The organism is Streptomyces sp. NBC_01460 (assembly GCF_036227405.1).
Classification (GTDB): Bacteria; Actinomycetota; Actinomycetes; order Streptomycetales; family Streptomycetaceae; genus Streptomyces.
In genome coordinates, this window is sequence record NZ_CP109473.1 from 1666226 (window position 1) to 1690583 (window position 24358).

The window sequence follows — 24358 nt, forward strand, 5'->3', positions numbered from 1 at the left end:
GCGGAATCCGGCAGGCTCGCCCGGGCGGACCGGTTGTCCACAGGCTTCCACCTGGTCGGGCCCCGGCCAGTAATCTCAGCGCCCATGGAGCAGAGGCATCTCGGCCGTACCGGCCTTCGTGTGTCCCGGATCGGGCTGGGCACCCTCACCTGGGGCCGGGACACGGACGAGCACGACGCCGCCGACCAGCTCAAAGTCTTCTGGGACGCGGGCGGCACCCTCGTCGACACCGCCGACGTCTACGGCGGCGGCGAGGCCGAACACCTGCTGGGGCGCCTCCTGGACAGCCTGGTCCCGCGACAGGATCTGGTCATCGCGACCAAGGCGGGCAGCGTCCCGGATCCGTACCGCCGCTCCGACGGATCGCGCGGGCACCTGCTCGCGGCGCTCGACGCCTCCCTGCGACGGCTCGGGACGGACTACGTCGATCTGTGGCAGATCCACGCGTTCGACCCCGTGACACCGCTGGACGAGACCCTGCAGGCGCTCGACCTGGCCGTGTCCTCGGGGCGCGTGCGGTATGCCGGGGTGTCCAACTTCAGCGGCTGGCAGCTGGCCAAGGCGGCCACCTGGCAGCTCGCCGCGCCCGGGCAGCGCACCCGCCTCGCCTGCACGCAGATGGAGTACTCGCTGCTGCAGCGCGGCGTCGAGCGGGAGGTGCTGCCGGCGGCGCGGGACCTGGGAGTGGGACTGCTGCCCTCGTCCCCGCTGGGCAGAGGCGTGCTGACCGGGAAGTACCGGACCGGCACCCCCTCGGGCTCGCGTGGCGCCTCCGAGCAGCTGGCCCCCTTCGTCGAGCCGTACCTCGACGACGCGGCGAGCAGGATCGTGGACGCGGTGGCCACCGCTGCCGACGGCCTCGCCACGACCCCCCTCCAGGTCGCGCTCGCCTGGGTGCGGGACCGGCCCGGAGTGGTGGCCCCGGTCGTCGGCGCGCGCAACGCGCGGCAGCTGACCGAGGCGTTGTCGGTGGAGGCGCTTAGTCTTCCTGACGAGATCTGCCAGGCGCTCGACGACGTGTCGGCGCCCGTGCACCGCTATCCCGACCAGGACTGGAGCACGCTGTGACTGCGCATCCCCGGGGGGAGACCCCGGACCCCGCCGCCGAGGACCACGAGGCCGGCGAGGACGCCGGTGTCCAGGCCGCCGACCCGCCCGCCACTCCCGACGAGGGCGGCGCGGAGGGAGCGGACGACGGTGGGGAGAGCGAAGAGGGCGCGGAGAACGCCGAGAGCCCGGAGAGCCCGGAGAGCGCCGAGAGCGCACAGGGAGCGGAGGAGGCACCCGCGGCGCCCGCGCTGTCGGAGGCCGAGGCGGAGCTGGCCGCTCAGCGCGAGCTGCGCCTGCGGATCGAGCAGCGCAAGGCCGAGAAGGCCGGCCCCATCGCCGCCGGCACGAAGCTGAGCGGTCCGGCCGCGGATCTGCTCGCGGCCGTGCGCGCGGTCGAGAGCGGTGAGACGCCGGGCACCGACTTCTTCGACTCACCGGCGTCGGCGCCCGCGCCGCGCCGCACGGCACCCGCCCCGCCCGCCCGTCCTTCCCCCGCCGCCGGCACGCCGGCCGCGCGGGCCGCGTCCCCCGAGGCCGCGGCCTCGGTCGCGGCGGTGCTCGCCGAGGGCGGGGCTCCCGAGGCCCTGGCGCGCCCGGCGACGGCGACGCTGGGCGAGGGGGCCGCCGGTCTCCTGCGCGAGGACCCGTGGCAGTTGCTGTCCCTGCCCGGTGTCCGGCCGGAGCAGGCGGACGGCTTCGCGCGGGCGCTGCTGGGCGCCGAGTGCGGACCCGACGACGAACGGCGCGCGGCCGCACTGGTGGGCTGGCTGCTGGAGCGGGCCGCGCTGCGGGGGCACACCGCGCTCGACGCCGACGAGACGCGGAAGGCGCTGGAGGGATTCGCGGTCACCGATCCCGAGGAGGCCGTCCAGCACGCGGTCGCCGAGGGCGTCGTCCTGGTCTTCCAGGACGGTGTGGACGCCACGGGGGCCCAGGAGCCGGACGAGGCCGGCGAGGACACCGGTGAGGACGGGACGCCGGCCGACGAGGAGCCTGTACGGGTCCTGCTCGGCCTCGACCGGTACGCCCTCGCGGAGGAGAGCCTCGCCGACGGCCTGGGCCGGCTGGTCAACTCGTGCGACAAGGGCGCCGACTGGTCGGAGTCCGCTGCCGCCGCCCCGTCCCCCTCGGCGGGCGAGTTGATCCGCGCCGCGGCCACCGCGGGCCTGGTCGCCCACAGCGGGGGCGAGAGCGCCCGCGCGGAGCCCGCCGCCCTGATCGCCGCCGCGCACGGCCTCGGCCTGCGGGCCATGGGCACCACGCACAGCACCGACGGACAGCGCAGGCTCGCCGAAGCGGTCGGTGACGCCCGGTCGGCCGTCACGCTCTCCGCCCTGCTCTCCGGCGAGGACGGTCCCGGCCGGGACGCGGACGGCGCGTTCGCCCTCGACCTGCTGGTCGTGCTGGACGCCCCGCAGCTCGATGTGGAGACGGCCGCGATGCTGGTGGAGTCGCTCGCCGACGGGACGCGGCTGGTCCTGAGCGGCGATCCGGGGGTCCTCGGGTCCGCCGGTGCGGGCCGGGTGTTCGCCGACGTGATCGCGGCGCGTGCCTGCCCGCACGTCGTCTCGCGCACGCCCGACCCCGGGCCGATCGGCGAGCTGGTCTCCGGTATCGGCATCGGCGAGCTCGCCCAGGTCGAGGCGCCCGGCAAGGAGGTCGTGATCGTGCCCGTCCGCGACGCGGGCGAGGCCGTCCACCGCACGGTGCAGCTGGTGGCCGACTCGGTGCCGCGCGCCATCGGCGTACCCTCCTCCGACACCCAGGTGATCACCGTCGGACACGGCGGATCGGCGGGCACCACCGCGCTGAACGCGGCGCTCAAGCAGCGGCTCAATCCGGGGCCGGGCCGTTTCGGCGGGTTCGACCCGGGCGACCGGGTGGTCCACATCCCCGCACCCGGCAGGGCCGTACCCGGTTCGGTCGTCTCGGCGGACGCCGAGGGTCTGCACCTGGACTGCTCCGGCACTCCCGTCGTCGTGGCGCCGGACCAGGTGGAGGCCTCCGTGCGCCACAGCTGGGCGCTCAGCGCCCACCAGGCGGCCGGGATGCGCTGGCCCGCCGTCGTGGTCGTCCTGCCGGGAGACGCCGCTCAGGGGCTCAGCAGGCCCTGGGTCTACACGGCGTTCAGCCGCGGGGAGCGGCATCTGTCCGTGGTGCACGGGGTGGACCAGGCTCTGCCCCGCGCGGTGGCCGAGGTCCCGGCGCAGGAGCGGACCACCCGGCTGCGCCCCCTGCTGGAGGCGCTTCCCGGACCGGACGCCTCGTAGCCCCCGGTCCGCGGGAACACGCGGACGGCCCCGGCGCGCCGCGCGCCGGGGCCGTCCGTGCTGTCGGAGCCGTCAGGGCCGTCACGGCCGTCAGGCGGAGAGATCAGGGGCGTTCCGGGACGACTGCGGGCGGCTCCCCGTCGAGCTCGTCCTCCTCGTCGAAGACCGCGCTGACGTCGAAGCGGCAGACCACCAGTGCGGGGTCGGCCTCGTCGAACGGCGCTCCGAGCCACTCCCCCGGCTCGGGAAGCTCGTCCACGGCGGAGACCCAGAGGGTGGAGTCCCCCTCCTCCAGCCCGAACTCCTTGTGCCGGGAGGCGATCTCGTCCGCCTCGTACTCTCCGAACACCACACCCAGTGCGGCATGGACGCCCGCGTCGGCGACGGCCGGTACGCCGGCGTCCCGGCCGTCCGGATCCAGCTCGGCGAGCCGCTGCGCCTGGGCGATCAGCCGCGCGGGCTCCGCCACCGCGTAGTCGCGCCTGATCAGCACGCTGACGGCGTGCGGCTCCTCCGGGCCCGCGTAGGGCGGGAGGGAGTCCTCGGCTCCGGGGATCTCGAAAGGGGTGACCTCGTCGTAGCGGTCGTAGAGCAGTTCGTCGTAGACCTCGGCCGCGGCGGCCAGTGCGTTGAACGCGTCGTAGACAGTGGGGTCGTCGTCCCCGGTACGGCGTTCGACCGCCTGGAGGTGACGGTCGAGCGCGGTTTTGACTGCATCGGCGGCGGCGCGTACCTCGGCAGCGGTGGGCTGCGCAGCATCAGACATAGGAGAGACGCTATCCGTACCGGGGGTCTGCCCGCACAATAGATGCGATGCCGGAATACGAATTCATCGACGTGTACGTGCCGCGCGGGGTGTCCCGCAAGGAGGCGGCCCGACTGCTGACCGACCATGCCGAGTACGGGCACTGGGAGTTGGACCGGCTGACGCTGCGCCGCGACGGCAGCCGCCGGGTGCGGCTGCGCCGCCGCATCATCCGCCAGCTCCGGCCCACCTGGTAGGACGGAGCGGGTTCCGCGCACGCGGAACCCGCTCGTCGTACCGGTGCCGCCGTGCGTCTACGCGGCGCTGCGCGAACGCCGGTACAGGACCGTGCCCGCACCTGCGAGCAGCAGGCCCGCGCTCGCCGGGACGAGCAGGTCGAGCCCGCCCCCACCGGTGTGGGCGAGCTGCTCGGTCACGAGCTGGGTCTCGGGAGCCGGGGGCGCGTCCGGGGTGACCGGCCGCTCCGGGGTGTGCGGCGTCTCCGGCACGACGGGAGGCGGGGCCGTCTCCGACTCGTTCTCGCAGGAGTTGCCGAAGACCGGGTTGAGCAGGCCGCCGACGGTGACGCTGTTGCCGCAGAGGTTCAGCGCGATCTCCACCGGCACCTGCACCTGGTTGCCGGAGAGGATGCCGGGGGAACCGGTGGTCTCGGCCTGCGCCGAGGTGCCGGAGGCCCGGTGCCTGCCCGTCCCCGCCCCGCTGTCGTGCCCGGACGCCTCGCCGTCGCGTGCGCGGTCGTGCCCGCGTCCGTGCCCGGACGCCTCGCTGCCGGAACCGTGACCGGACGAGGAACCGCCGTCCGGGGCGTACGCGTGACCGGAGTCCGAAGATCCGTTTCCGCAGTCGTTCCCGGCCGCGGGGTTGAGCAGACCGACGACGTCCACGGAGTTTCCGCACACGTTGACGGGTACGTCGATCGGGACCTGGATCGAGTTCCCCGAGACCACGCCCGGTGAACCCGACGCGGCGCCGGCCGCACCCGCGTCGGCGTGCGCGTAACCGCCACCGAGCGCCAGCACTCCGCCCGCCGCTGCCATCGTGATCAGGCCTTTACGTGTGACCTGTCGCATAGGTTGTCTTCCTGCCTTCTGCCTACCGAAATGCCCCGGACACAGCAGTGAAGGGGCCGAATGCCCAGTGGCCCCGGAGTGCATGGCGCGCACTCCGGGGCCGACCGGGCTCACACCCTTACGGGTTGGTGCTCAACGTCAGTCGTTGACGCAGGCGTTGCCGAAGGCGGGGTTCAGCAGCCCGATCACGGAGATCGTGTTGCCGCACACGTTCACCGGAACGTGGACCGGAACCTGGATGACGTTGCCCGAGAGCACGCCGGGGCTGCCGATGGCGGCACCCTGCGCACCGGCGTCGGCGGACGCCATACCCGCACCCGCGAGCACGAGACCACCGGTAGCAGCCGCGATTGCGACGACCTTCTTGATCATTATTCCTCCTGGTTGACAAGTGCGGTCCCAGCCGCGGACCGCATCACCTGTAACGAGGAGGGAGTGCCGGGGCTACGAGTCCGTGATCCCTTTCACCCTTTCCGGTGAGGTGCGTACAGGCTGTCGATTTTGGTCGCTCGCAGGGCGGCCGCCAGGTCAGGAGAGGTCTCGGTCTCGGTCTCGGTCTCGGTCAGGAGCGGTCGCCGGGTCAGGAGTGGTCGATGAACCGGTCCAGCACCCGCGTGCCGAACTTCAGGCCGTCGACCGGGACCCGCTCGTCGACACCGTGGAACATGCCCGCGAAGTCCAGCTCCGGCGGCAGCTTCAGCGGGGCGAAGCCGAAGCAGCGGATGCCGAGGTCGTCGAAGGACTTCGCGTCGGTACCTCCGGAGAGCATGTAGGGCACGGCCCGGGCGATCGGGTCCTCGGCCTTGAGCGCGAGCTGGATGGCGTCCACCAGGGAGCCGTCGAAGCTGGTCTCCAGCGCCTTGTCGCCGTGCACGTCCTCACGCTTCACCCGCGGGCCGAGGATGCGGTCGAGGTCGGCCAGGAACTCGTCCTCGAAGCCCGGCAGGAAACGGCCGTCCACGTGGGCGGTGGCCTGTCCGGGGATCACGTTCACCTTGTAGCCGGCGCCGAGCATGGTGGGAGCGGCGGAGTTCTGCAGGGTGGCGCCGACCATCTTGGCGATCCCGCCGAGCTTGGCGAGCGTCGCCTCCATGTCCTCCGGGTCGAGCGGCGTGCCCAGCGCGTCGGACAGCTCGTCGAGGAAGGACCGCACGGTCTTGGTCACCCGGACCGGCCACTTGTGCCGCCCGAGCCGGCCGACGGCCTCGCAGAGCTCGGTGATCGCGTTGTCGTTGTTGGTCATGGAGCCGTGCCCGGCGGTGCCGTCCACGGTGAGCCGCATCCAGTGCATGCCCTTCTGCGCGGTCTCCACCAGGTAGAGCCGCAGGTTCTCGTTGACGGTGAACGAGAAGCCGCCGACCTCGCCGATCGCCTCGGTGACACCGTCGAAGAGATCACGGTGGTGGTCGACGAGGTGGCGCGCACCGTACGTACCGCCCGCCTCCTCGTCCGCGAGGAAGGCCAGCACGATGTCGCGCGGGGGCTTGCGCCCGCTGCGCATCCGGTCGCGTACGACCGCGAGGGTCATCGCGTCCATGTCCTTCATGTCGACCGCGCCGCGGCCCCAGACGCACCCGTCCGCGATCTCTCCGGAGAACGGGTCATGGGTCCAGTCGGCGGCGTTGGCCGGCACGACGTCGGTGTGCCCGTGGATCAGCAGCGCCGGCTTCGAGGGGTCCTCGCCCTCGATCCGCGCCACGGTGGACGCGCGCCCCTTGTGGGACTCGATGATCTGCGGCTCCAGCCCGACCTCGGCGAGCTTCTCCGCGATGTACTCGGCGGCCGCCCGTTCGCCGGGGCCCGAGTGGTCGCCGTAATTGCTGGTGTCGATCCGGATCAGGTCACGACAGAGGTCGACGACCTCGTTCTCGGCGGACTCACCGATGCCGGTCCGGGCCGTGTTGGTCTCGCTCACACTGCTTCCTTCCACTGTCGCGGTGGTGCTCCCCCTCATCCTCGCGCGGACGGCCCGCACACCCAAGACCGCCCGCCCCCTGTCACGCGCCTTTCACATGCCGTGGGGGTGATCGAGCACCCTCGAATGTTTGCTATGGTTTTCCACGTCGGAACGGGCACGGCCCGGACGACGGACACCCGGTCCGGGTGGCGGAATGGCAGACGCGCTAGCTTGAGGTGCTAGTGCCCTTTATCGGGCGTGGGGGTTCAAGTCCCCCCTCGGACACAGTGGAAAACCCCCAGGTCACCCTGGGGGTTTTCGCTTTTCCCGGCCCTTACCCCTTGATGCGCGGGAAGGTCACGGAGTGCGCCGGGAAGGTGTCCTGGCGTCCGCCGCCTGTGCGTTCACGACCTTGACGACGAGGTCACCCATGGCGTCGTCGCGGGTGACCACCTGCCGGAAGGGTTCGGCGGGCTCGTCGTCGGTGAAGGTGCCCCACCGCTCACCGGCGAGGAAGCGTCGGCAGTGAAGGAGGAGCGGCCGTCGGTGTGCCGCGTGATGTGCGGGTCGGCGCGCTGCCCGACCACCGGATTGCGGTACGGGGCCGGCGGCACGGGCGGGCGACGCCGGGGGGCGGCACCGAGGGCCCCTGCGGCCAGGGCCCCCTCAGCACGGTCCTGCGGCTGGGCACTTCGGCTCGGCTCAGGGGTTTCGCCTTTCACGGGGGATCTCGGCGTGGGGATGTCGCACGGAAGCCCGATGCCGGGAATCCGCGTGGGCCCGGTTCACCGGACGGCGCGTGCCGGGACCAGCTTCTGCGCCCGCAGTTCGCCGAGGACGAGCGCGGCGTACTCGCCGGCCCCGCGCGCCGAGGTGTGGGTGTTGTCGCGCTTCTCGTCGTAGAGGTAGAGGGCCTTGGACGCCTCGGGGCCGAGTTCCTCGACCCGCGCCCTGGTCAGGGCGGTGAGGTCGATGAGCGGGGTGTCCTGCTCGGCGGCGAGGGTGCGCACCTCGGCGGGCAGGTCGACGCCCAGGCCGTTGACGAGCAGTGCCGTGCCGTTGTCGAGGGTGCCGTCGGCATTGAACCAGCGGCGGACGATCGGGGTGACGAGCACGGGGCGCCCGCCCTCGGCGCGCACCCCCTCGATCATCGCGGTGAGGTTGGCGCGGTAGGTGTCGCGGTCGGTCTGCTTGTCGTTGTGGGCGAGCTGGATGAGGACGAGGTCCCCGTGGTGGATGCGGGCCCGGAGGGCGGGGAAGAGGGCCGGGTTGTCCCGGAAGGTCTGCGAACTCTCGCCGGAGTCGGCGTAGTTGGCGACGGAGACCCGGTCGGTCAGATGGCGCGGGAGCTGCTGCCCCCAGCCCGCGTAGGGGTCGCCCGGCTGGTCGCAGACGGTGGAGTCGCCGGCGAGCAGGATCTGGGGCACCCCGACGCGTTCGACGCGCAGCGAGGCGAGCTGCGGGGCGGCGCCGCCGAAGGTCAGGTCGAGCCCCGGGCTGCCCGTGGGGCCGGTGGGTTCGCCCTCCGGGTCGCGCACGTCCACGGTGAAGGTGCGGCGGACGGTCCGACCGGGGGCACTGGGAGTCTCCGCGAGCACGGATCTGCGGGACTCGGCGGTGACCGCCGTGGAGCCGGCCTCCGCACCACCCCCGAGGACGGCCCGGACACGGTAGGTGCCGGGGGCGACGTCGAAGTGGCAGACGACGGGAGCGGTACCGGTGCAGTGGTCCCGCCCGGCCGTGACGCGGCCCTCGGCTCCGGCGGGAACGGCCGCCAGGGCGGTCAGGGCGGCAGCGGCGGTGCAGGCGGCCAGCAGTACGGATCCAGCTCGGCGCATGGCGGGTCTCCGGGGGTTGAATGGATTCAGCGGGGCCAGACCATACGCGGTCCCGCAAGCGCTTTCTACGGTGCGAACGGCTTTCTCCGCACCTCTTGACGCGAGTCGCCGGCAGCCCTAGCGTCGGTCCGATTTCACGAACGCAGTCCGATATACCGAACAAGCCGTCGGGAGAGTCATGCGTCCGCACCTCACCGGAAGAGCCTTCGGCTCTCTGCTGCCCCTGCTGTCCCTCGTCGTCGGCCTGCTCGCTTTCCCCGGTGGAACCGCTGAGGCGGGGCCCGTCCCGCCGGGCGACAGCGCCGCCACCGCGCGTGCCGCCGCCTCCCTCGCGGTCCACGGCCTCGACGACGTGCGCGGCAATCTGACGCTGCCCGCCACCGGAGCCCACGGCACGTCCGTCGCCTGGAGGTCCCACAAGCCCCGCGTCATCGACGCGACGGGTCTCGTGCACCGCCCGCAGCCCGGCGCGGGGCCGGAGCGGGTGGAGCTCACCGCCGTCGTCACACGCGGGCGGGCCGTATCGCGACGCACCTTCACCGCCTCGGTGCCCGAACTCCCCCGGAAGCAGGCGTACACCGGCTATGCCATGAGCTACTTCACCGGTGAGGGGACCGCGGACGGCGAACAGATCCGCATGGCGCTCAGCCGTGGCGGCGACGCCCTGCACTGGCAGGAGCTGAACGGCGGCAAGCCGGTGCTCACCTCGGATCTCGGCACCGAGGGGCTCCGCGACCCGTTCGTCATCCGCTCCCCGGAGGGCGACACGTTCTACCAGATCGCCACCGACCTCCGGATGTACGGGGGCGGCGGCGGAAGCTGGGACCAGGTGCAGCGCACCGGCAGCAGGTCGGTCATGGTCTGGGAGTCCACGGACCTGGTGAACTGGACCGATCAGCGCCTGGTGGAGGTCGCGCCGGAGACCGCCGGCAACACCTGGGCACCCGAGGCGTACTACGACGAGGAGCTCGGCTCGTACGTCGTCTTCTGGGCCTCCAGGATCTACTCGGCGGACGACCCGGAGCACACCGGCAGCACGTACAACAGGATGCTGTACGCGACCACGCGCGACTTCCGGACGTTCAGCGAGCCGGCGGTGTGGCACGACCCCGGCTACTCGGTGATCGACTCGACGGTGATCCGCCACGACGGCAGCTACTACCGCTTCACCAAGGACGAGCGGAACACGTCGTCCGACACCCCCTGTTCCAAGTTCATCACGGTGGAGAAGTCCCAGGAGCTGACCTCCGGGACCTACGGGTTCGTCGCCGACTGCGTCGGCAAGGGCTCGGTCGACCGGGGCGAGGGCCCGGCGGTCTTCCGGTCCCACACCGAGGAGAAGTGGTACCTCCTCATCGACGAGTTCGGCGGCCGGGGCTACGTGCCGTTCGAGACCGACGACCTCGACTCCGGCACGTGGACGATGTCGGCGCGGTACGAGCTCCCGCCGGGCGCCCGGCACGGGACGGTCCTCCCGGTCACGCAGGAGGAGTACGAGCGTCTGCTGGGGGCCTACGCGGTGGGATGATGGAGAGCCCCGCCCGTCCTTTCCGGGCCCCTCCGGCGACAAGGACCGACGCGATGAGAGGACGGGCGAAGCCTCCCGCCGCCCCGCTCCCCCAGCGCGCGGGCGTCGACCCGGTGCGGGTGCGGCTCCCGGCGGACCCGGCGGGGGTGTGGGCGACCGTCGGGGACCATCTGCTGGACCGGTTCGCGGGGGCGATCGGCGCCGGGCGGGTGGACGCCATGCTGGCGGAGGGCAGGTTCGTCGGTGCGGACGGCTGCACGGTGCGGGCGGACGAGCCGTACACCGCCGGGCGCCACCTCTGGTTCCACCGGGACTTCGCGCCGGAGGAGCCGGTGCCGTTCCCCGTCGGTGTGGTGTACCGCGACGAGCACCTCGTGATCGCGGACAAGCCGCACTTCCTCGCCACGACTCCGCGCGGCCGGCACATCACCCAGACCCTGGTCGCACGGCTGCGCGACGGGCTGGACCTGCCGGAGCTTCAGCCCGCGCACCGGCTGGACCGGATGACGGCGGGGCTGGTGCTCTGCGTCGTACGGGCCGGGGACCGGGGCGCGTACCAGACGCTGTTCCGCGACCGGCTGGTGCGCAAGGAGTACGAGGCGGTGGCACCGTACGATCCGGGGCTCACGCTCCCCCGCACCGTGCGGAGCCGGATCGTCAAGGAGCGCGGGGTCATCGCCGCACGCGAGGAGCCGGGGGACGCGAACAGCGAGAGCCGGATCGAACTGCTGGAGCACCGGAGCGGCGCGGGCCGCTACCGCCTGCTGCCCGCCACCGGCCGGACCCATCAGCTGCGGGTCCACATGAACGCGCTGGGGCTGCCCCTGGTGAACGATCCGGTCTACCCGGTGGTGGAGCCCGAGCCGGAGCGGGAGGACTACGGGCGGCCGTTGCAACTGCTGGCCAGGGTGCTGGAGTTCACCGACCCGGTCACGGGTGAGCCGCACCGCTTCGAGAGCGGGCTGCGGCTCTCCGCGTGGCCGGACCGGTGATCCCCGCCGCCGTCAGTGACCTCGGTTGATCCAGTCCTCCAGCTGCGGGGCCTCCGCGCCGATGGTGGTGGGGTCCCCGTGGCCGGTGCGGGCGGTGGTCTCCGGCGGAAGGCTGAGCAGCCGGTCCCTGATCGAGTCGATGATCGTCGGGAAGTGCGAGAAGGACCGCCCCGTGGCGCCGGGACCGCCCTGGAAGAGGGTGTCGCCGGTGAAGACCGTGCCCAGTTCGGGGGCGTACAGGCAGACGGCTCCGGGTGCGTGGCCCGGTGTGTGGAGCACCGTCAGGCGGGTCCCGGCGACCTCGATCTCCTGACCGTCGGTCAGTCCGGCGTCGGGCGCGCGGTCCGGGTGGGTCTGCTGCCAGAGCGGCAGGTCGTCCCGGTGCAGCAGGATCGGCGCGCCCGTCGCGTCGGCGAGGGCGGGGGCGGCGTCGATGTGGTCGTTGTGCGCGTGGGTGCAGATGATCGCGCGCAGACTGCGTCCGCCGAGCGCCGCCTCGATCGCGGCTGCGTCGTGGGCGGCGTCGATGACGACGGCCTCGGTGTCGTCGCCGACGATCCAGACGTTGTTGTCGACGTCCCACTCGCCGCCGTCGAGGGCGAAGGTGCCGGAGGTGACCAGGTGGTCGATGCGGGCGGCCATCAGAGGACCACCACCGAGCGCAGGACGTCGCCGTCGTGCATCCGGGCGAAGGCCTGCTCGATCTCGCCGAGCCCGATGGTCTCGGTGACGAAGGCGCCCAGGTCGAGGCGTCCCTGCTGGTGCAGGTCGATCAGCATCGGGAAGTCGCGCGAGGGCAGGCAGTCGCCGTACCAGGAGGACTTGAGCGAACCGCCGCGGCCGAACACGTCGAGCAGGGGGAGTTCGAGCTGCATCTCCGGCGTGGGGACGCCGACGAGGACGACGGTGCCGGCGAGGTCGCGGGCGTAGAAGGCCTGCTTGTACGTCTCCGGGCGGCCGACCGCCTCGATGACGACGTCGGCCCCGTTGCCGCCGGTCAGTGCGCGGATGGCCTCGACGGGGTCGTCGGAGCGGGAGTTGACGGTGTGGGTGGCACCCATCGTCTTCGCCGTCTCCAGCTTGCGGTCGTCGATGTCGACCGCGATGATCTTCGCCGCTCCCGCGAGCTGGGCGCCGGCGATCGCCGCGTCGCCGACTCCGCCGCAGCCGATGACGGCGACGGAGTCGCCGCGGCCGACCTGGCCGGTGTTGATGGCGGCGCCGATGCCCGCCATGACTCCGCAGCCGAGCAGTCCGGCGACGGCCGGGGAGACCTCGGGGTCGACCTTGGTGCACTGCCCCGCGGCGACGAGGGTCTTCTCGGCGAAGGCGCCGATACCGAGCGCCGGGGAGAGCTCGGTGCCGTCCAGAAGAGTCATCTTCTGCTTCGCGTTGTGGGTGTCGAAGCAGTACCAGGGGCGTCCGCGCAGACAGGCACGGCACTGGCCGCACACCGCACGCCAGTTGAGGACGACGAAGTCGCCCGGCTCGACGTCCGTGACGCCCTCGCCGACGGACTCCACGACGCCCGCGGCCTCATGGCCGAGCAGGAAGGGGAAGTCGTCGTTGATGCCGCCCTGCTTGTAGTGGAGGTCGGTGTGGCAGACGCCGCACGCCTGGATCGTGACCACGGCCTCGCCGGGGCCGGGGTCCGGAATCACGATGGTCTCGACCCGTACCGGCTCGTTCTTTCCCGGAGCGATGACCCCTTGTACGTGCTGCGGCATTCCCGTGGACTCCCTTTCCCGACTTTTCCTCTGAGATCGATCACGAACAACCGTACGCCGTCCGAGGGGGCCGTGGGAGCGCGCCGCGTTGGCGCATCACGGTGTCGGCCCTCCCCCGCCGGACAGGCCGCGTGCGTCAGTCCCCGTGCACCCGGCGGCCGCCCACATAGGTGGCCAGGACCCCCGTACCGGCGATCTCCTCCGCGGGGGCGGCGTAGGGGTCGCGGTCCAGGACCACCAGGTCGGCCAGGGCGCCGGCACGGATGACGCCGGTGTCGTCCAGGTGGTTCACGTACGCCGAGCCGGCCGTGTACGCGGTGAGCGCGTCGGTCAGGGAGATGCGCTGGTCCGGGAGGAAGACGGGCCCGTCGCCGCCGGGCGCGACGCGGTTGACGGCGGTGTGGATGCCCTGCAGCGGGTCGGCGCTGCTGACCGGCCAGTCGGAGCCCGCGGCGACGGTGGCGCCGGAGCGCAGCAGCGCGGCGAACGGGTACTGGAGCGCGGCCCGTTCGCCGCCGAGGAAGGGGATGGTCAGTTCGTCCATCTGGGGTTCGTGGGCCGCCCAGAGCGGCTGGATGTTGGCCGTCGCGCCGAGGGCGCGGAAGCGGGGGATGTCGTCGGGGTGGACGATCTGGAGGTGGGCCAGGTGGGGGCGGGTGTCGGTGTTCCCGTTGGCGGCGCGGGCGGCCTCGACGGCGTCCAGGGCCTCGCGCACCGCGCGGTCGCCCAAGGCGTGGAAGTGGGTCTGGAAGCCCAGGGCGTCCAGTTCGGTGACGTAGCGGCACAGCGCGGCGGGGTCGACGAAGCTGGTGCCGCTGTCTGCCGTGGCGCAGCCGCAGGCGTCGAGGTACGGGGCGAGGAGGGCGGCGGTTCCGGTCTCGGCGACCCCGTCCTGCATGATCTTCACCGTCCCGGCCCGGACGTTCCGGCCGTTCAGCTCGGAGCGCCGGGCGAGGAGTCCGGGGATCTGCTCGCTGCCGCGTTCGCGGTCCCACCACAGGGCGCCGGTGACGCGGGCGGTGAGCGAGCCGTCGCGGTCCGCCGTCAGGTAGGCGTCGGACACGTCGTCCATCGAGCCGTACTCCCCGACGATGGCGTCCTGCCAGGCGGTGATGCCGTGGGCGTGGAGCAGGCGCTGGGCCCGGAGGAGGGCGGCGAGCCGGTCGGCGGGGGTGGAGCGGGGCGTGTGCCGGGCGACGAGGTCCATGGCGCCCTCCTGGAGGAGTCCGGTGGGCTCGCCCCGTCCGTCGCGTTCGATACGGCCGTCCGCCGGGTCGGGGGTGCGGGCGGTGATTCCGGCGAGGGCGAGGGCCCGGCTGTTGACCCAGGCACCGTGGTGGTCGCGGTTGACCAGGTAGGCGGGGCGGTCCGGGACGACGGCGTCGAGCTGCTGCCGGGTGGGGGCTCCTCCGTCGAAGGCCTCCATGGACCAGCCGCCGCCGGTGATCCACTCCTGGTCCCGGCAACCCTCGGCGTAGGCCCGTACGGCGGCTGTGGTGGCCGCCGCGGTACGGGCGCCGGTGAGGTCGCAGCGGGCGAGCTCCAGACCGGCGGTGACCGGGTGGACGTGGGCGTCCTGGAAGCCGGGGACCAGGAGGCGTCCGGCGAGGTCGACGACCTCGGTGCGGGGGCCGATGAGTGCGCGTACCTCGTCGTGGCCGACGGCCGTGATCCGCTCTCCGGTGACGGCGACGGTGGTGGCGCGGGTGTGGGCGGGGTCCCCCGTGTGGACGGGGCCGCCGGTGAACACGAGGTCGGCGGGGGTGCGGTGCATGGGAGGTTCCGTTTCGTCGGACGGGCGGATGGGGCGTGCGGTTGAGGGGTCGTCAGGCCGGGTCGCGGACGGGCTCCGGGAGGGGGTCGGGTGCGAGGGAGCGGCCGGTGGCGAAGTACGGGGACTTCCTCACCCACTTGGCCCAGGCGGCGGCGACGACCCCGGTCAGCAGCATCACCGCCGGGCACGTGAGCATGAACCAGCCGTTGTCCGGGCTGACCTCGAAGTGGTCGGCGGAGGTGTAGAAGGTCCAGCAGAGGTAGCCGCCGAGGGAGAGCAGGACGAGGGCGCCGGCCACGGGGAACACCACCGCGCGCAGCGCCTGGTGCAGGCTCTCCCGCACGGTGCCCCGGAAGCGTGCCGCGGCGGCCAGCGCGGTGAGGGCGTAGGAGAGCGCGACGACGACGCCGATCGCGTTGACGGAGGCGAGGATCAGGTCGCCGACCTTCGGCAGGACGAGGGAGAGCACGGCGACGGCGGCGGCGACGCAGCCCACCGCGACGGTCCCCGCGGCGGGTGTCCCGTACCGGGGGCTGACCCTGGTCCAGAACGGCCCGAGCGTGCGGTCGCGGCCCATCGCGAACATGCCGCGGACCGTGGGGATCACGCCGGACTGCAGGGACGCCACGGCGGAGAAGGTGAGGGCGATCAACGGCAGCGCCGCGAGCGGCTGGTCGGCCAGCCGGTCGCCCAAGTAGGTGAGGCCCTGGGCACCGTGGCCCGTGAGCTCGTCGAGGGAGAGGACGCGCTGGAAGGCGAAGGAGCCGAGCAGGAACAGGCCGAGCATGGTGAAGAGCGTGATGACGCCGGCCCTGGAGGCGTCCTCGGGGTCGCGGACCTCCTCGGTGACGCTGAACGAGGCCTCGAAGCCCCAGAAGCAGAAGACGGAGAGCAGGAGTCCCTGGGCGAGCTGCTGCCCGGAGGGGATGGTGAACGGGTTGATCCAGTCGAGGCTGAAGGGGTGCGGGCCGGCGAACAGCCCGTATCCGCAGAAGCCGAGGAGGACCACGTACTCGAACACCAGGAGGTACTTCTGGAGGTTGGCGGCCGACCGGATGCCGGTGACCGCGGTGAGGGTGACGGCGACCAGGACCACGATGCCGAGCAGGGTCGACTGCGCGGTGGAGTCCGGGTCGAGCCGGAGCCCGGCCGCCTCGTGCACCCCGGCCTCGCCGGCGAGCTGGAGCAGGGCGGATCCGGAGACGGTGGTGGTGTAGGCCAGGAACACCAGCGTGGCGACGATGCCGATCCAGCCGACCAGGAAGCCGAGCCAGGGGCTGAGGGAGCGTCCGACCCAGACGTAGCCGCTGCCCATGTTCGGCTCGACCCTGTTGAGCCGGGAGTACGCGCCCGCGATGGCCAGGACGGGCAGGAAGGCGAGCAGCATGATGATCGGCAGGTGCAGTCCGACGGCGCCCGCGGTGACACCGAGTCCGATCCCGATGCTGGTGGTGGCAGCGGTCGACGAGGCCGCGATGGCGAACCCGTCGATCACGCCGAGGTTCTTGTTCAGGCCCGCGGGTGCCGGTGGCACGCCGCCGGAGGGTGTACGAGGGGACGCCATGGCCACTCCTTCGCCGAGGGGCGCTCGTCGGCCCCGATGGCGGCACATCGAACTCCCCGGGGCTTCCGCACGTCAACGCCGTTGTCATAAGGTGCCCGGCATGAACGCGAGCGAGCGGGTGGTCGCCGAGGGCGCGCGTCGCCGCAGGCGGCCCACGAAGCAGGGCACGGTGCTGTCGGAACAGCTGATCGTGGAGACGGCGCTACGGCTCATCGGCGAGCACGGGGCGGCGGCCCTCACCGTGCGCAGGCTCGGCGCGGCACTGGGCTGCGATCCGAGCGCGCTCTACCGGTACTTCCGGGACACGGACGAGCTGCTCCTCGCGGTGGCCGACGAGCTGATCGGACGGACCCTGCGTGCCTGGCGCCCGACAGGCGACTGGCGGGCCGACCTTCGGGCTCTGGGACTGCGGATGCACGCGGACTACCTGGCGCATCCGCAGGCGGCGATGCTGACCTGTTCGCGGGTGACCGGCCGGACGCACGAGGTGCGGTCGGTGGAGGCGATCCTCGGGGTGCTGCGCGGGGCCGGTTTCCCGGACGCCGAGGCGGTGCGGATCTACCACGTCTTCGTCGACCAGACCCTGTCGTTCGCGGCACTGGACGCCTCGACGCTGGTGCTCTCGGAGCAGGCGCGCGCCCTGGAGGTCCGGGCCTGGCCGGAGGTCTACGCCCGGCAGTCGGCGCGGACCCATCCGAACATCGCGGCGACCGCCCCGGTGCTGGTGGCGGAGATGGGCCGCAGCGGATATCCGGCGGCGCTGGAGATGATGCTCGCCGCGGCGTCGGCACGGCTGCTGCACCTGGACGGCGCCGGGCCGGGCGGCTGAGGGCGCCCCAGGGCATGCGCCCGTCCGGGCCCGGTGGCCGAGGGGGTCCGGCCGCGCGCGCACGCACCTGACCTCAGGGCGCGAGGACGTCCAGTTCGTGCAGGGCGCCGACCGCGATCTCCTGGGTGAGCCGCTCGGCGCCCGCCGCGTCCCCCTCACGCACGGCTTCGGCGAGCCGGACGTGGAGCGTGACGGCGGCGGGATCGGGGTCCTCGAACATCACCTGGTGGTGGGTGCGCCCGGCGAGGACCTCGGCGACGACGTCACCGAGCCGCGCGAACATCTCGTTCCCGGACGCGTCGAGCACGATGCGGTGGAAGGCGATGTCGTGCCGGAGGTACCCCTCCAGCTGCTGGCCGCGCGAGGTCGCCACCATGCCGAGGGCGCATTCGGTGAGCGCCGCGCACTGCTCGGGCGTGGCGTGCCGGGCCGCGAGACCCGCGGCGACGGGTTCGACGGCGGACCGCAGCACGGTGAGGGAGCGCAGTTGGCGGGGCCGGTCGGCCCCGGCGAGCCGCCAGCGGATGACCTGGGGGTCGTAGACGTTCCACTCCTCGGTGGGCCGCACGGTCACTCCGACCCGGCGCCGGGACTCGACCAGGTGCATGGACTCCAGGACGCGGACGACCTCGCGCACGACGGTGCGTGACACGTCGAAGCGCTGGGCGAGCTCGTCGGTGCGCAGGACCAGACCGGGCGGGGACTCACCCGCGGCGATCTCCAGGCCCAGGGTGTCCAGCACATGCGTATGGAGCCCCTGGGCAGGTGTGGTCATGTCCACAAGCCTACGGGGCGGCCTGGAGGAACAAAAAGTACGACGTTTACGTCACAGCCTCTTGAATAAGTCGTATGTAATGGGTTTCAGTAGCGCGACGGACCGATGTCGCGGACCGATGTCGATGAAGACAGCGAGGCACCAATGAGCACCCCCCACGTCGTCGTGGTGATGGGCGTAGCAGGGACCGGCAAGACCACGATCGGCCCCCTGCTCGCCGACGCCCTGGGCGTCCCCTACGCCGAGGGCGACGACTTCCACCCGCCGGCCAACATCGCCAAGATGTCCGCCGGTACGCCTCTGGACGACAACGACCGCTGGCCGTGGCTGGACGCGATCGGGCAGTGGGCGCACGGCCGGGCGGGGCTCGGCGGCGTCGTCAGCAGCTCGGCGCTGAAGCGCGCCTACCGCGACCGGCTGCGGGCCGAGGCCCCCGGTGCCGTCTTCCTGCATCTGACCGGCGACCGGTCCCTCATCGAACGCCGCATGGCGGACCGCAAGGGCCACTTCATGCCGACCGCGTTGCTCGACTCCCAGTTCGCGACCCTGCAGCCGCTGCAGGAGGACGAAGCGGGCGTCTCCGTCGACGTGTCCGGCACCCCTGAGGAAATCACCGACCGGGCCGTCGCCGCGCTGCGCCGGCTCGCGAACTAAGGATCACCACCGTGACCAGTCTCAGCGTCGAGATGCTGGCAGCGGATGCCGTCGAACCCATCACTTCGGCCGGTAACGCACAGCTGGGCATCGCCGTCCTGGCGGGCATCGCCGTCATCGTCCTGCTCATCACCAAGTTCAAGATGCACGCGTTCCTCGCGTTGACCATCGGCTCGCTGGCGCTCGGCTCCTTCGCCGGAGCCAACCCGGCGAAGACCATCGCGAGTTTCACCGCGGGCCTCGGTTCGACCGTCGCGGGTGTCGGTGTCCTCATCGCCCTCGGCGCCATCCTGGGCAAGCTGCTCGCCGATTCCGGCGGCGCCGACCAGATCGTCGACACGATCCTCGCGAAGGCGAGCGGGCGTGCGATGCCGTGGGCGATGGTCCTGATCGCCTCGATCATCGGGCTTCCGCTGTTCTTCGAGGTCGGAATCGTGCTGATGATTCCGGTGGTGCTGCTGGTCGCCAAGCGCGGCAACTACTCGCTGATGCGGATCGGCATCCCCGCGCTCGCCGGTCTCTCCGTGATGCACGGGCTGATCCCCCCGCACCCCGGCCCGCTGGTCGCGATCGACGCGCTGGGCGCCAACCTGGGTGTCACGCTGGCCCTCGGTGTGCTGGTGGCCATCCCGACGGTGATCATCGCGGGTCCGGTCTTCTCCCGCTACGCCGCCCGCTGGGTGGACATCCAGGCGCCGGAGAAGATGATCCCGCAGCGTCCGTCCGAGGACCTGGACCGCCGCCCCAGCTTCGGCGCGACCCTGGCGACGATCCTCCTGCCCGTCGTGCTGATGCTGATCAAGGCACTCGTCGACATCGTGGTGGACGACCCGGAGAACCACGTCCAGCGGGTCACCGACGTCATCGGCTCGCCCCTGATCGCCCTGCTCGCCGCCGTGATCGTCGGCATGTTCACCCTGGGCAGGGCGGCCGGGTTCACCAAGGACCGGCTCGCCGGCACCGTCGAGAAGTCGCTCGCCCCGATCGCGGGCATCCTCCTGATCGTGGGCGCCGGCGGCGGGTTCAAGCAGACCCTCATCGACGCCGGTGTGGGCCAGATGATCCTGGAGTTCTCCGAGAACTGGTCGATCCCCGCCCTGCTGCTGGGCTGGCTGATCGCCGTCGCGATACGCCTGGCGACGGGCTCGGCGACGGTGGCCACCATCTCGGCGGCCGGTCTGGTCGCCCCGCTGGCCGCCGACCTGTCGACCTCGCACGTCGCCCTGCTCGTCCTCGCCGTCGGTGCCGGTTCGCTCTTCTTCAGCCACGTCAACGACGCGGGGTTCTGGCTGGTGAAGGAGTACTTCGGCATGGACGTCCCGCAGACGATCAAGACCTGGTCGGTGATGGAGACGATCATCTCCGTCGTCTCGCTGGGCTTCATCCTCCTGCTGTCGCTGGTGTTGTAGGCGGCATCACTCCTCCGGCTCCCGCCACAGCGGGTGCTCGGAACGGGCCCAGGGGCGCTCGACCGACCCGGTGCGCATGCCACGGCGTGCCTCCGGGTCGGCGAGCGCCTTCGCCATGTGCCCGGCGAGGACGACGCCGATCGCGAGCGCGAGCCAGTCGTGCACGAAGGTCGCGCCGGTGCGCCACACCAGCGGGGCGAGCCCGGTGAACCACATCAGCAGCCCGGTGCCGGCCATCACCAGCACGGCGCCCGCGATCCAGGCGGCGTAGAGCTTCTGGCCCGCGTTGAACTTCCCGGCCGGCCGGGAGCCGGGCCCGCGGTCGCGGCGCAGGGCGGCCCGCAGCCACAGGCGGTCGTGCGGCCCGAACCGGTTGAGCCGGGAGAGGTCGGCGCGCAGCGCCCGGGAGACCAGCCCCGCCAGGAGCGGCAGGGGGATGAGGATCCCGGACCATTCGTGGACGGTCACCACGAGGTGCCGGCGGCCGACGAGCTGCGCCAGCTGGGGGACGTACAGGCAGGCCGCCGTGGCCACGCAGAGCAGCACCAGCCACGCCGTGGTGCGGTGCACCCAGCGCTCGGCGGCGGTGAAGCGCCGGACCGGCGGGCCGTGTTCAGGCAGTAGGGGTGTCGTCCCGGCCGTTGGAACGGCCCACCCAGGCGTCGACGTCATAGCCGAGCTCCTCCCAGTAGCCGGGGCGCACGGAGTCGGTGACGGTGATCCCGGACAGCCATTTTGCGGACTTGTAGAAGTACATGGGGGCGACGTACAGCCGGACCGGTCCCCCGTGGGCGTGGGCCAGCGCCTTGTCCTGCATGCGCAGGGCGACCAGCACGTCCGGGCGGCGGGCCTGTTCCAGGGTGAGGCTCTCGCTGTAGGCCCCGTCGAAGCAGGTGAAGCGGATCGCCTTCGCACCGGGCCGCACCCCTGCCGCGTCCAGCAGCGCCGAGAGCGTGACGCCCTCGAACGGGGTCTCGGGCACCCGCCAGCCGGTCACGCACTGGACGTCCCGTACGAGGCGGGTCTGCGGCAGGGCCTTCAGGCGGTCGAGCGTGTACGTCGCCGGGCGGTCGACCATGCCGTCCACGGTCAGCTCGTAGTCCGCGGAGGTCCTGCGCGGCACCGAGGAGGTGACGGAGTAGTAGCGGAAGCCGCCTCCGTTGGGCAGCAGGCCGCTGAGCCCGGTGGGGTCCTTGTCGGCGACGGCTCCCAGGCCGCTTTCCACCGCCCCCTGGAGGAAGGGCGCGGCCGCGACGCCGGCGGCGCCGAGGCCGAGCATGGCCAGGACCAGACGGCGTCCGACCGGCGTGCCGCCGGCATCGGGTGAGGGGCCGGGAGGGGGACTGTTCACCCGCTCATTCGAACACCCGCGGCCGTCCTTCACCAGGGGCCGCGGGCGCGCGTCATGCTTCGGTAAGGATCGGGCCGCTCAGCGCGGCACGGCCGTGCCCTCCGCCGCCTTCTCCAGCTGGAACGCCTCGTTGCCGAGACCGATCCGCGCGTGGACCTCGGGCTTGGTGCGGCGCAGCACCGCCCCGTAGGCCAGGCCTCCGGCGAGGGCCAGGACGATGACGCCGGGCAGCAGCCAGTTCAGCGACGAGCCGGGGCCCGAGCCGACCAGGACGTCGAAGTCCCGGACGGTGAGGACGGCGATGGCCAGCAGGGCCAGGCCCGCCAGTCCGGAGGCCACCAGCCGGAGGGCCTGGACCCGGCCCGCGCCGCGGCGCACGAAGAAGGCGATGACGGCGAAGGAGGCGGCGGCCATCAGCACGATCACGCCGAGCGCGCCGACGTTGCCCATCCAGGTGAACAGGTGCAGGACGGGCGCGGTGGGGTCGCCGACCGGGTGGTCGTCGGTGAGGGCGAAGGCGAGCACGATCACGGCGGAGAGCGCGGACTGGAGCATGGACCCGGTGGCGGGGGCGCCGCTCGCCTTGTTGGTGCGGCCGAAGGCGGCGGGCAGCAGCCCTTCGCGGCCCATGGCGAACGCGTAGCGGGCGACCACGTTGTGGAAGCTGAGCAGCGCCGCGAACATGCCGGTGACGAAGAGGACGTGCAGGACGTCGGTGAAGGTGGCGCCGAGCCGTTCCTCGGTGAGGCCGAAGAGCATGCCCGGCCCCTGCTTCAGCGAGGTGTCCGCGATGGAGGCGGGCCCGGCGGCGACCGTCAGGGCCCAGGAGCTGACGGCGAGGAACAGGGCGGCGTAGCCGACCGCCATGAACATCACGCGGGAGACGACGACCTGCGGGCGGCTGGTCTCCTCGGCGTACACCGGGGCCTGCTCGAAGCCGACGAACGCCGCGATGCAGAAGCAGAGCGCGGTGCCGAGGCCCGCTCCGGTGAGGGTCTCCGGGTTGAACGCGTGGAAGGACAGCCCCTCGGGGCCCGGGTCGCCGACGGCGGCGATGTCGAAGATCACGACGAGGGCGCACTCGATCACGAGCAGGACGCCGAGGACCTTGGCGTTGAGGTCGATCTTCAGCCAGCCCAGTACACCGACGACGGCCACGGCGAGCAGGGCGGGGATCCACCACTGGAGTTCGGTGTCGAGGTAGGTGGCGAAGAGGCCGGAGACCTCGAAGCCGAGGATGCCGTAGATGCCCACCTGCATCGCGCTGTAGGCGACGAGGGCGACGAACGAGGCGCCCGCGCCGGCCGTGGCGCCGAGGCCGCGCGCGATGTACGCGTAGAAGGCCCCGGCGTTGTGGACGTGCCGGCTCATCTCCGCGTAGCCGACGCCGAACAGCATGAGGACGACGCCGAGGATGACGTAGAGCAGGGGCTGGCCGACGATGCCCATCACGCCGAAGACCGTGGGCATCACCCCCGCGACGACCATCAGGGGGGCGCTCGCCGCGAGGACGGACAGGAGCAGCCCCGGGGTGCCGAGCCGGTCGGCGCGCAGGGCGCGTTCCTCACCCTTGTAGGTGCTGATCCCGCCGGTGTCGCCGGCCGCTCCGGTGGTGCCGGTCTCGCTCGTATCTGTTCTGCCCGTCGACATGGCGGGGATGGTCCCTTCGTCGATAACAACGTGCGTCAGGGGGCACCGAGCGCGAGGGCGCGCGCGGCGAGGAATTCGGGGTACGCGTCGCGGCCGGCGTACGACCACGGCGCCTCGGTCGCGTGGGAGCCGATGCGGTGGAACAGCGCGGCGGCCTCCGCGGGCCGGCCCTCGCAGGTCTTGGCGTGGGCGAGGAAGTTGAGGTCGGCACGGTGGCGGGGGTGGTCCTCGCGTTCCCATTCGAGCCACCAGTCGAAGGCGGCCTTCATCACCTGTCTGGCCCGGCGTCCCGACCAGTGGCCGGAGGCCGCCGGGTCGTCGGACACGGCACCGGCGGCGACGAGGACGCGGTAACGCTCGGCGTGGGCGACGACGGGGAGGACGGCGAGCGGCGAGTCCGCCGGGGCCTGTTCGGCGGCCCACGCGGCGAAGTCGTAGACCTCGTGGAGCGGATCGCTCTCGGGGTGGGACTCGGCGAGCGCGGCCGTCATGAGGTGGTGGGCATGGTGGTGTTCGGGGTGTCGCGCCCGGATCTCCTCGAAGTGCCTGGCGGTCTCCTCCGGGGTGCCGTGCGTGCGCGCCAGGGTCATCAGACCGAGCCAGGGCGTGGGATCGGCGGGGTCGAGCGCGGCGGCTGCCAGGCATGCCTCGCGGGCCGGGCCGCTCTCGGCGGCGGCCTTGGGGCGCTGGGCGCGGGCGACGGTCGCGCAGGCGAGGAGCGTCGTGGCGTCCGGGCTGCCGGGTTCGGCGAGCAGCCAGTCGCGGGCCCAGCCTGCGGCGGACGGGACGGCGGCGAGCGCGAGGAGCCGGTGGCCCCGGCGGTCCCAGTCCGTACCCGTCGCGACGAGCAGGGACCGCGCCCGGGTCCAGCGCCCCTGCGCGAACTGTGCGCGTACGTCGATGAGTTCGGTGTCGTCGAGAGCCGGGTCGAAGATGTGGTCCGAGCGTCCGCCCTTACGGCGGGAACGGCCCAGGGGCGGCGGCGGAGGCGGAGACATCCGCAGGGTTCCTTTTCGACTTCGACATGACACCAGCACATTTCGATGCTGTGTGCGAGCAAACGATCGCGCACAGCAAAGCGGTAGGCAAGGCTCCCCGTCAAGCGCCGCCCTGCCCCAACTGCATTCACAATGCAGGCAGTTGACTGCCCGGAGGGGCTTCCCGCGCGATTCACGCAGTTCGCGCGCACGCTACGGGAGTGACGCGCGGGGGCG

At 72.4% G+C, this 24358-nt stretch carries 21 protein-coding genes, 1 tRNA gene and 1 pseudogene; 9 read left to right on the plus strand and 14 right to left on the minus strand.

The features are described from left to right. Window positions 1–84 precede the first annotated feature (84 nt). On the plus strand, window positions 85–1068 hold the full coding sequence (locus OG488_RS07390; RefSeq protein WP_329227033.1) for an aldo/keto reductase: 984 nt from the start codon (window positions 85–87) through the stop codon (window positions 1066–1068). Next, window positions 1065–3320 (plus strand): helix-hairpin-helix domain-containing protein, encoded by a 2256-nt coding sequence (locus tag OG488_RS07395; protein WP_329227036.1) that lies wholly within the window; start codon window positions 1065–1067, stop codon window positions 3318–3320. The genes OG488_RS07390 and OG488_RS07395 overlap by 4 nt, the downstream gene beginning before the upstream one ends. A gap of 103 nt (window positions 3321–3423) precedes the next feature. On the opposite strand, the gene OG488_RS07400 is transcribed toward OG488_RS07395, so the two are convergent. Continuing rightward, window positions 3424–4086 carry a hypothetical protein gene (locus OG488_RS07400; RefSeq protein ID WP_329227037.1) on the minus strand — a complete coding sequence of 221 codons (663 nt, stop codon included), beginning with the start codon at window positions 4084–4086 and terminating at the stop codon, window positions 3424–3426. Between the two features lie 47 nt (window positions 4087–4133). On the opposite strand from OG488_RS07400, the gene OG488_RS07405 reads away from it, so the two are divergent. Continuing rightward, window positions 4134–4322 carry a DUF5703 family protein gene (locus OG488_RS07405; RefSeq protein ID WP_053930948.1) on the plus strand — a complete coding sequence of 63 codons (189 nt, stop codon included), beginning with the start codon at window positions 4134–4136 and terminating at the stop codon, window positions 4320–4322. A 57-nt stretch (window positions 4323–4379) separates the two neighbouring features. Here the strand turns inward: OG488_RS07405 and OG488_RS07410 are convergent, their stop codons facing one another. From OG488_RS07410 to OG488_RS07420, 3 genes are all read right to left on the minus strand, one after another. Continuing rightward, complete coding sequence (locus tag OG488_RS07410) at window positions 4380–5156, minus strand: chaplin (RefSeq protein WP_329227039.1); 777 nt, start codon at window positions 5154–5156, stop codon at window positions 4380–4382. A gap of 138 nt (window positions 5157–5294) precedes the next feature. Continuing rightward, window positions 5295–5528 (minus strand): chaplin ChpH, encoded by a 234-nt coding sequence (chpH, locus tag OG488_RS07415; RefSeq protein WP_329212748.1) that lies wholly within the window; start codon window positions 5526–5528, stop codon window positions 5295–5297. Window positions 5529–5736: 208 nt separating this feature from the next. Beyond that, complete coding sequence (locus OG488_RS07420; protein ID WP_329227041.1) at window positions 5737–7071, minus strand: M20/M25/M40 family metallo-hydrolase; 1335 nt, start codon at window positions 7069–7071, stop codon at window positions 5737–5739. Window positions 7072–7253: 182 nt separating this feature from the next. Here OG488_RS07420 and OG488_RS07425 point away from each other — a divergent pair. After that, window positions 7254–7338, plus strand: a tRNA-Leu gene (locus OG488_RS07425). A gap of 500 nt (window positions 7339–7838) precedes the next feature. Here OG488_RS07425 and OG488_RS07430 read toward each other — a convergent pair. Next, window positions 7839–8891, minus strand: coding sequence for a rhamnogalacturonan acetylesterase (locus tag OG488_RS07430; RefSeq protein ID WP_329227044.1), 1053 nt, complete (start codon window positions 8889–8891; stop codon window positions 7839–7841). Between the two features lie 295 nt (window positions 8892–9186). On the opposite strand from OG488_RS07430, the pseudogene OG488_RS07435 reads away from it, so the two are divergent. Beyond that, window positions 9187–10407: pseudogene (locus OG488_RS07435) on the plus strand (immunoglobulin-like domain-containing protein); the annotation flags it as partial. Window positions 10408–10472: 65 nt separating this feature from the next. Then, complete coding sequence (locus OG488_RS07440; protein WP_329227046.1) at window positions 10473–11411, plus strand: pseudouridine synthase; 939 nt, start codon at window positions 10473–10475, stop codon at window positions 11409–11411. Between the two features lie 12 nt (window positions 11412–11423). Here OG488_RS07440 and OG488_RS07445 read toward each other — a convergent pair whose 3' ends face one another. From OG488_RS07445 to OG488_RS07460, 4 genes are all read right to left on the minus strand, one after another. Continuing rightward, window positions 11424–12053, minus strand: coding sequence for an MBL fold metallo-hydrolase (locus OG488_RS07445; RefSeq protein ID WP_329227047.1), 630 nt, complete (start codon window positions 12051–12053; stop codon window positions 11424–11426). Continuing rightward, window positions 12053–13138, minus strand: a complete 1086-nt coding sequence (locus tag OG488_RS07450) for an S-(hydroxymethyl)mycothiol dehydrogenase (RefSeq protein ID WP_329227049.1) — start codon at window positions 13136–13138, stop codon at window positions 12053–12055. Before OG488_RS07450 ends, OG488_RS07445 begins: the two co-directional genes overlap by 1 nt. A gap of 136 nt (window positions 13139–13274) precedes the next feature. Beyond that, entirely contained in the window at window positions 13275–14912 is a 1638-nt protein-coding gene (locus OG488_RS07455) for an amidohydrolase (protein ID WP_329227051.1), read from the minus strand. Window positions 14913–14964: 52 nt separating this feature from the next. Next, on the minus strand, window positions 14965–16476 hold the full coding sequence (locus tag OG488_RS07460; RefSeq protein WP_329227053.1) for an APC family permease: 1512 nt from the start codon (window positions 16474–16476) through the stop codon (window positions 14965–14967). 100 nt (window positions 16477–16576) lie between these two features. On the opposite strand from OG488_RS07460, the gene OG488_RS07465 reads away from it, so the two are divergent. Further along, window positions 16577–17305, plus strand: coding sequence for a TetR/AcrR family transcriptional regulator (locus OG488_RS07465; RefSeq protein WP_329227055.1), 729 nt, complete (start codon window positions 16577–16579; stop codon window positions 17303–17305). Between the two features lie 73 nt (window positions 17306–17378). On the opposite strand, the gene OG488_RS07470 is transcribed toward OG488_RS07465, so the two are convergent. Beyond that, entirely contained in the window at window positions 17379–18080 is a 702-nt protein-coding gene (locus tag OG488_RS07470; protein WP_329227057.1) for a FadR/GntR family transcriptional regulator, read from the minus strand. A gap of 144 nt (window positions 18081–18224) precedes the next feature. Here OG488_RS07470 and OG488_RS07475 point away from each other — a divergent pair, with 144 nt between their 5' ends. Together OG488_RS07475 and OG488_RS07480 are read left to right on the plus strand one after the other, a co-directional pair. After that, a complete protein-coding gene (locus OG488_RS07475; protein WP_329227059.1) occupies window positions 18225–18734 on the plus strand; it encodes a gluconokinase in 510 nt (169 codons plus the stop codon). An 11-nt stretch (window positions 18735–18745) separates the two neighbouring features. Next, complete coding sequence (locus tag OG488_RS07480; RefSeq protein WP_329227060.1) at window positions 18746–20143, plus strand: GntP family permease; 1398 nt, start codon at window positions 18746–18748, stop codon at window positions 20141–20143. 6 nt (window positions 20144–20149) lie between these two features. Here OG488_RS07480 and OG488_RS07485 read toward each other — a convergent pair whose 3' ends face one another. The 4 genes from OG488_RS07485 to OG488_RS07500 all read right to left on the minus strand — a co-directional run bounded on the left by OG488_RS07485 (window position 20150) and on the right by OG488_RS07500 (window position 24142). After that, window positions 20150–20815 (minus strand): cytochrome b/b6 domain-containing protein, encoded by a 666-nt coding sequence (locus OG488_RS07485; protein ID WP_329227062.1) that lies wholly within the window; start codon window positions 20813–20815, stop codon window positions 20150–20152. Then, window positions 20757–21422, minus strand: coding sequence for a molybdopterin-dependent oxidoreductase (locus OG488_RS07490; RefSeq protein ID WP_329238492.1), 666 nt, complete (start codon window positions 21420–21422; stop codon window positions 20757–20759). Before OG488_RS07490 ends, OG488_RS07485 begins: the two co-directional genes overlap by 59 nt. Window positions 21423–21572: 150 nt before the next feature. Beyond that, entirely contained in the window at window positions 21573–23144 is a 1572-nt protein-coding gene (locus OG488_RS07495; protein ID WP_329227064.1) for an APC family permease, read from the minus strand. Window positions 23145–23179: 35 nt separating this feature from the next. Beyond that, window positions 23180–24142, minus strand: a complete 963-nt coding sequence (locus OG488_RS07500) for a hypothetical protein (RefSeq protein WP_329227066.1) — start codon at window positions 24140–24142, stop codon at window positions 23180–23182. Window positions 24143–24358: the final 216 nt, after the last annotated feature.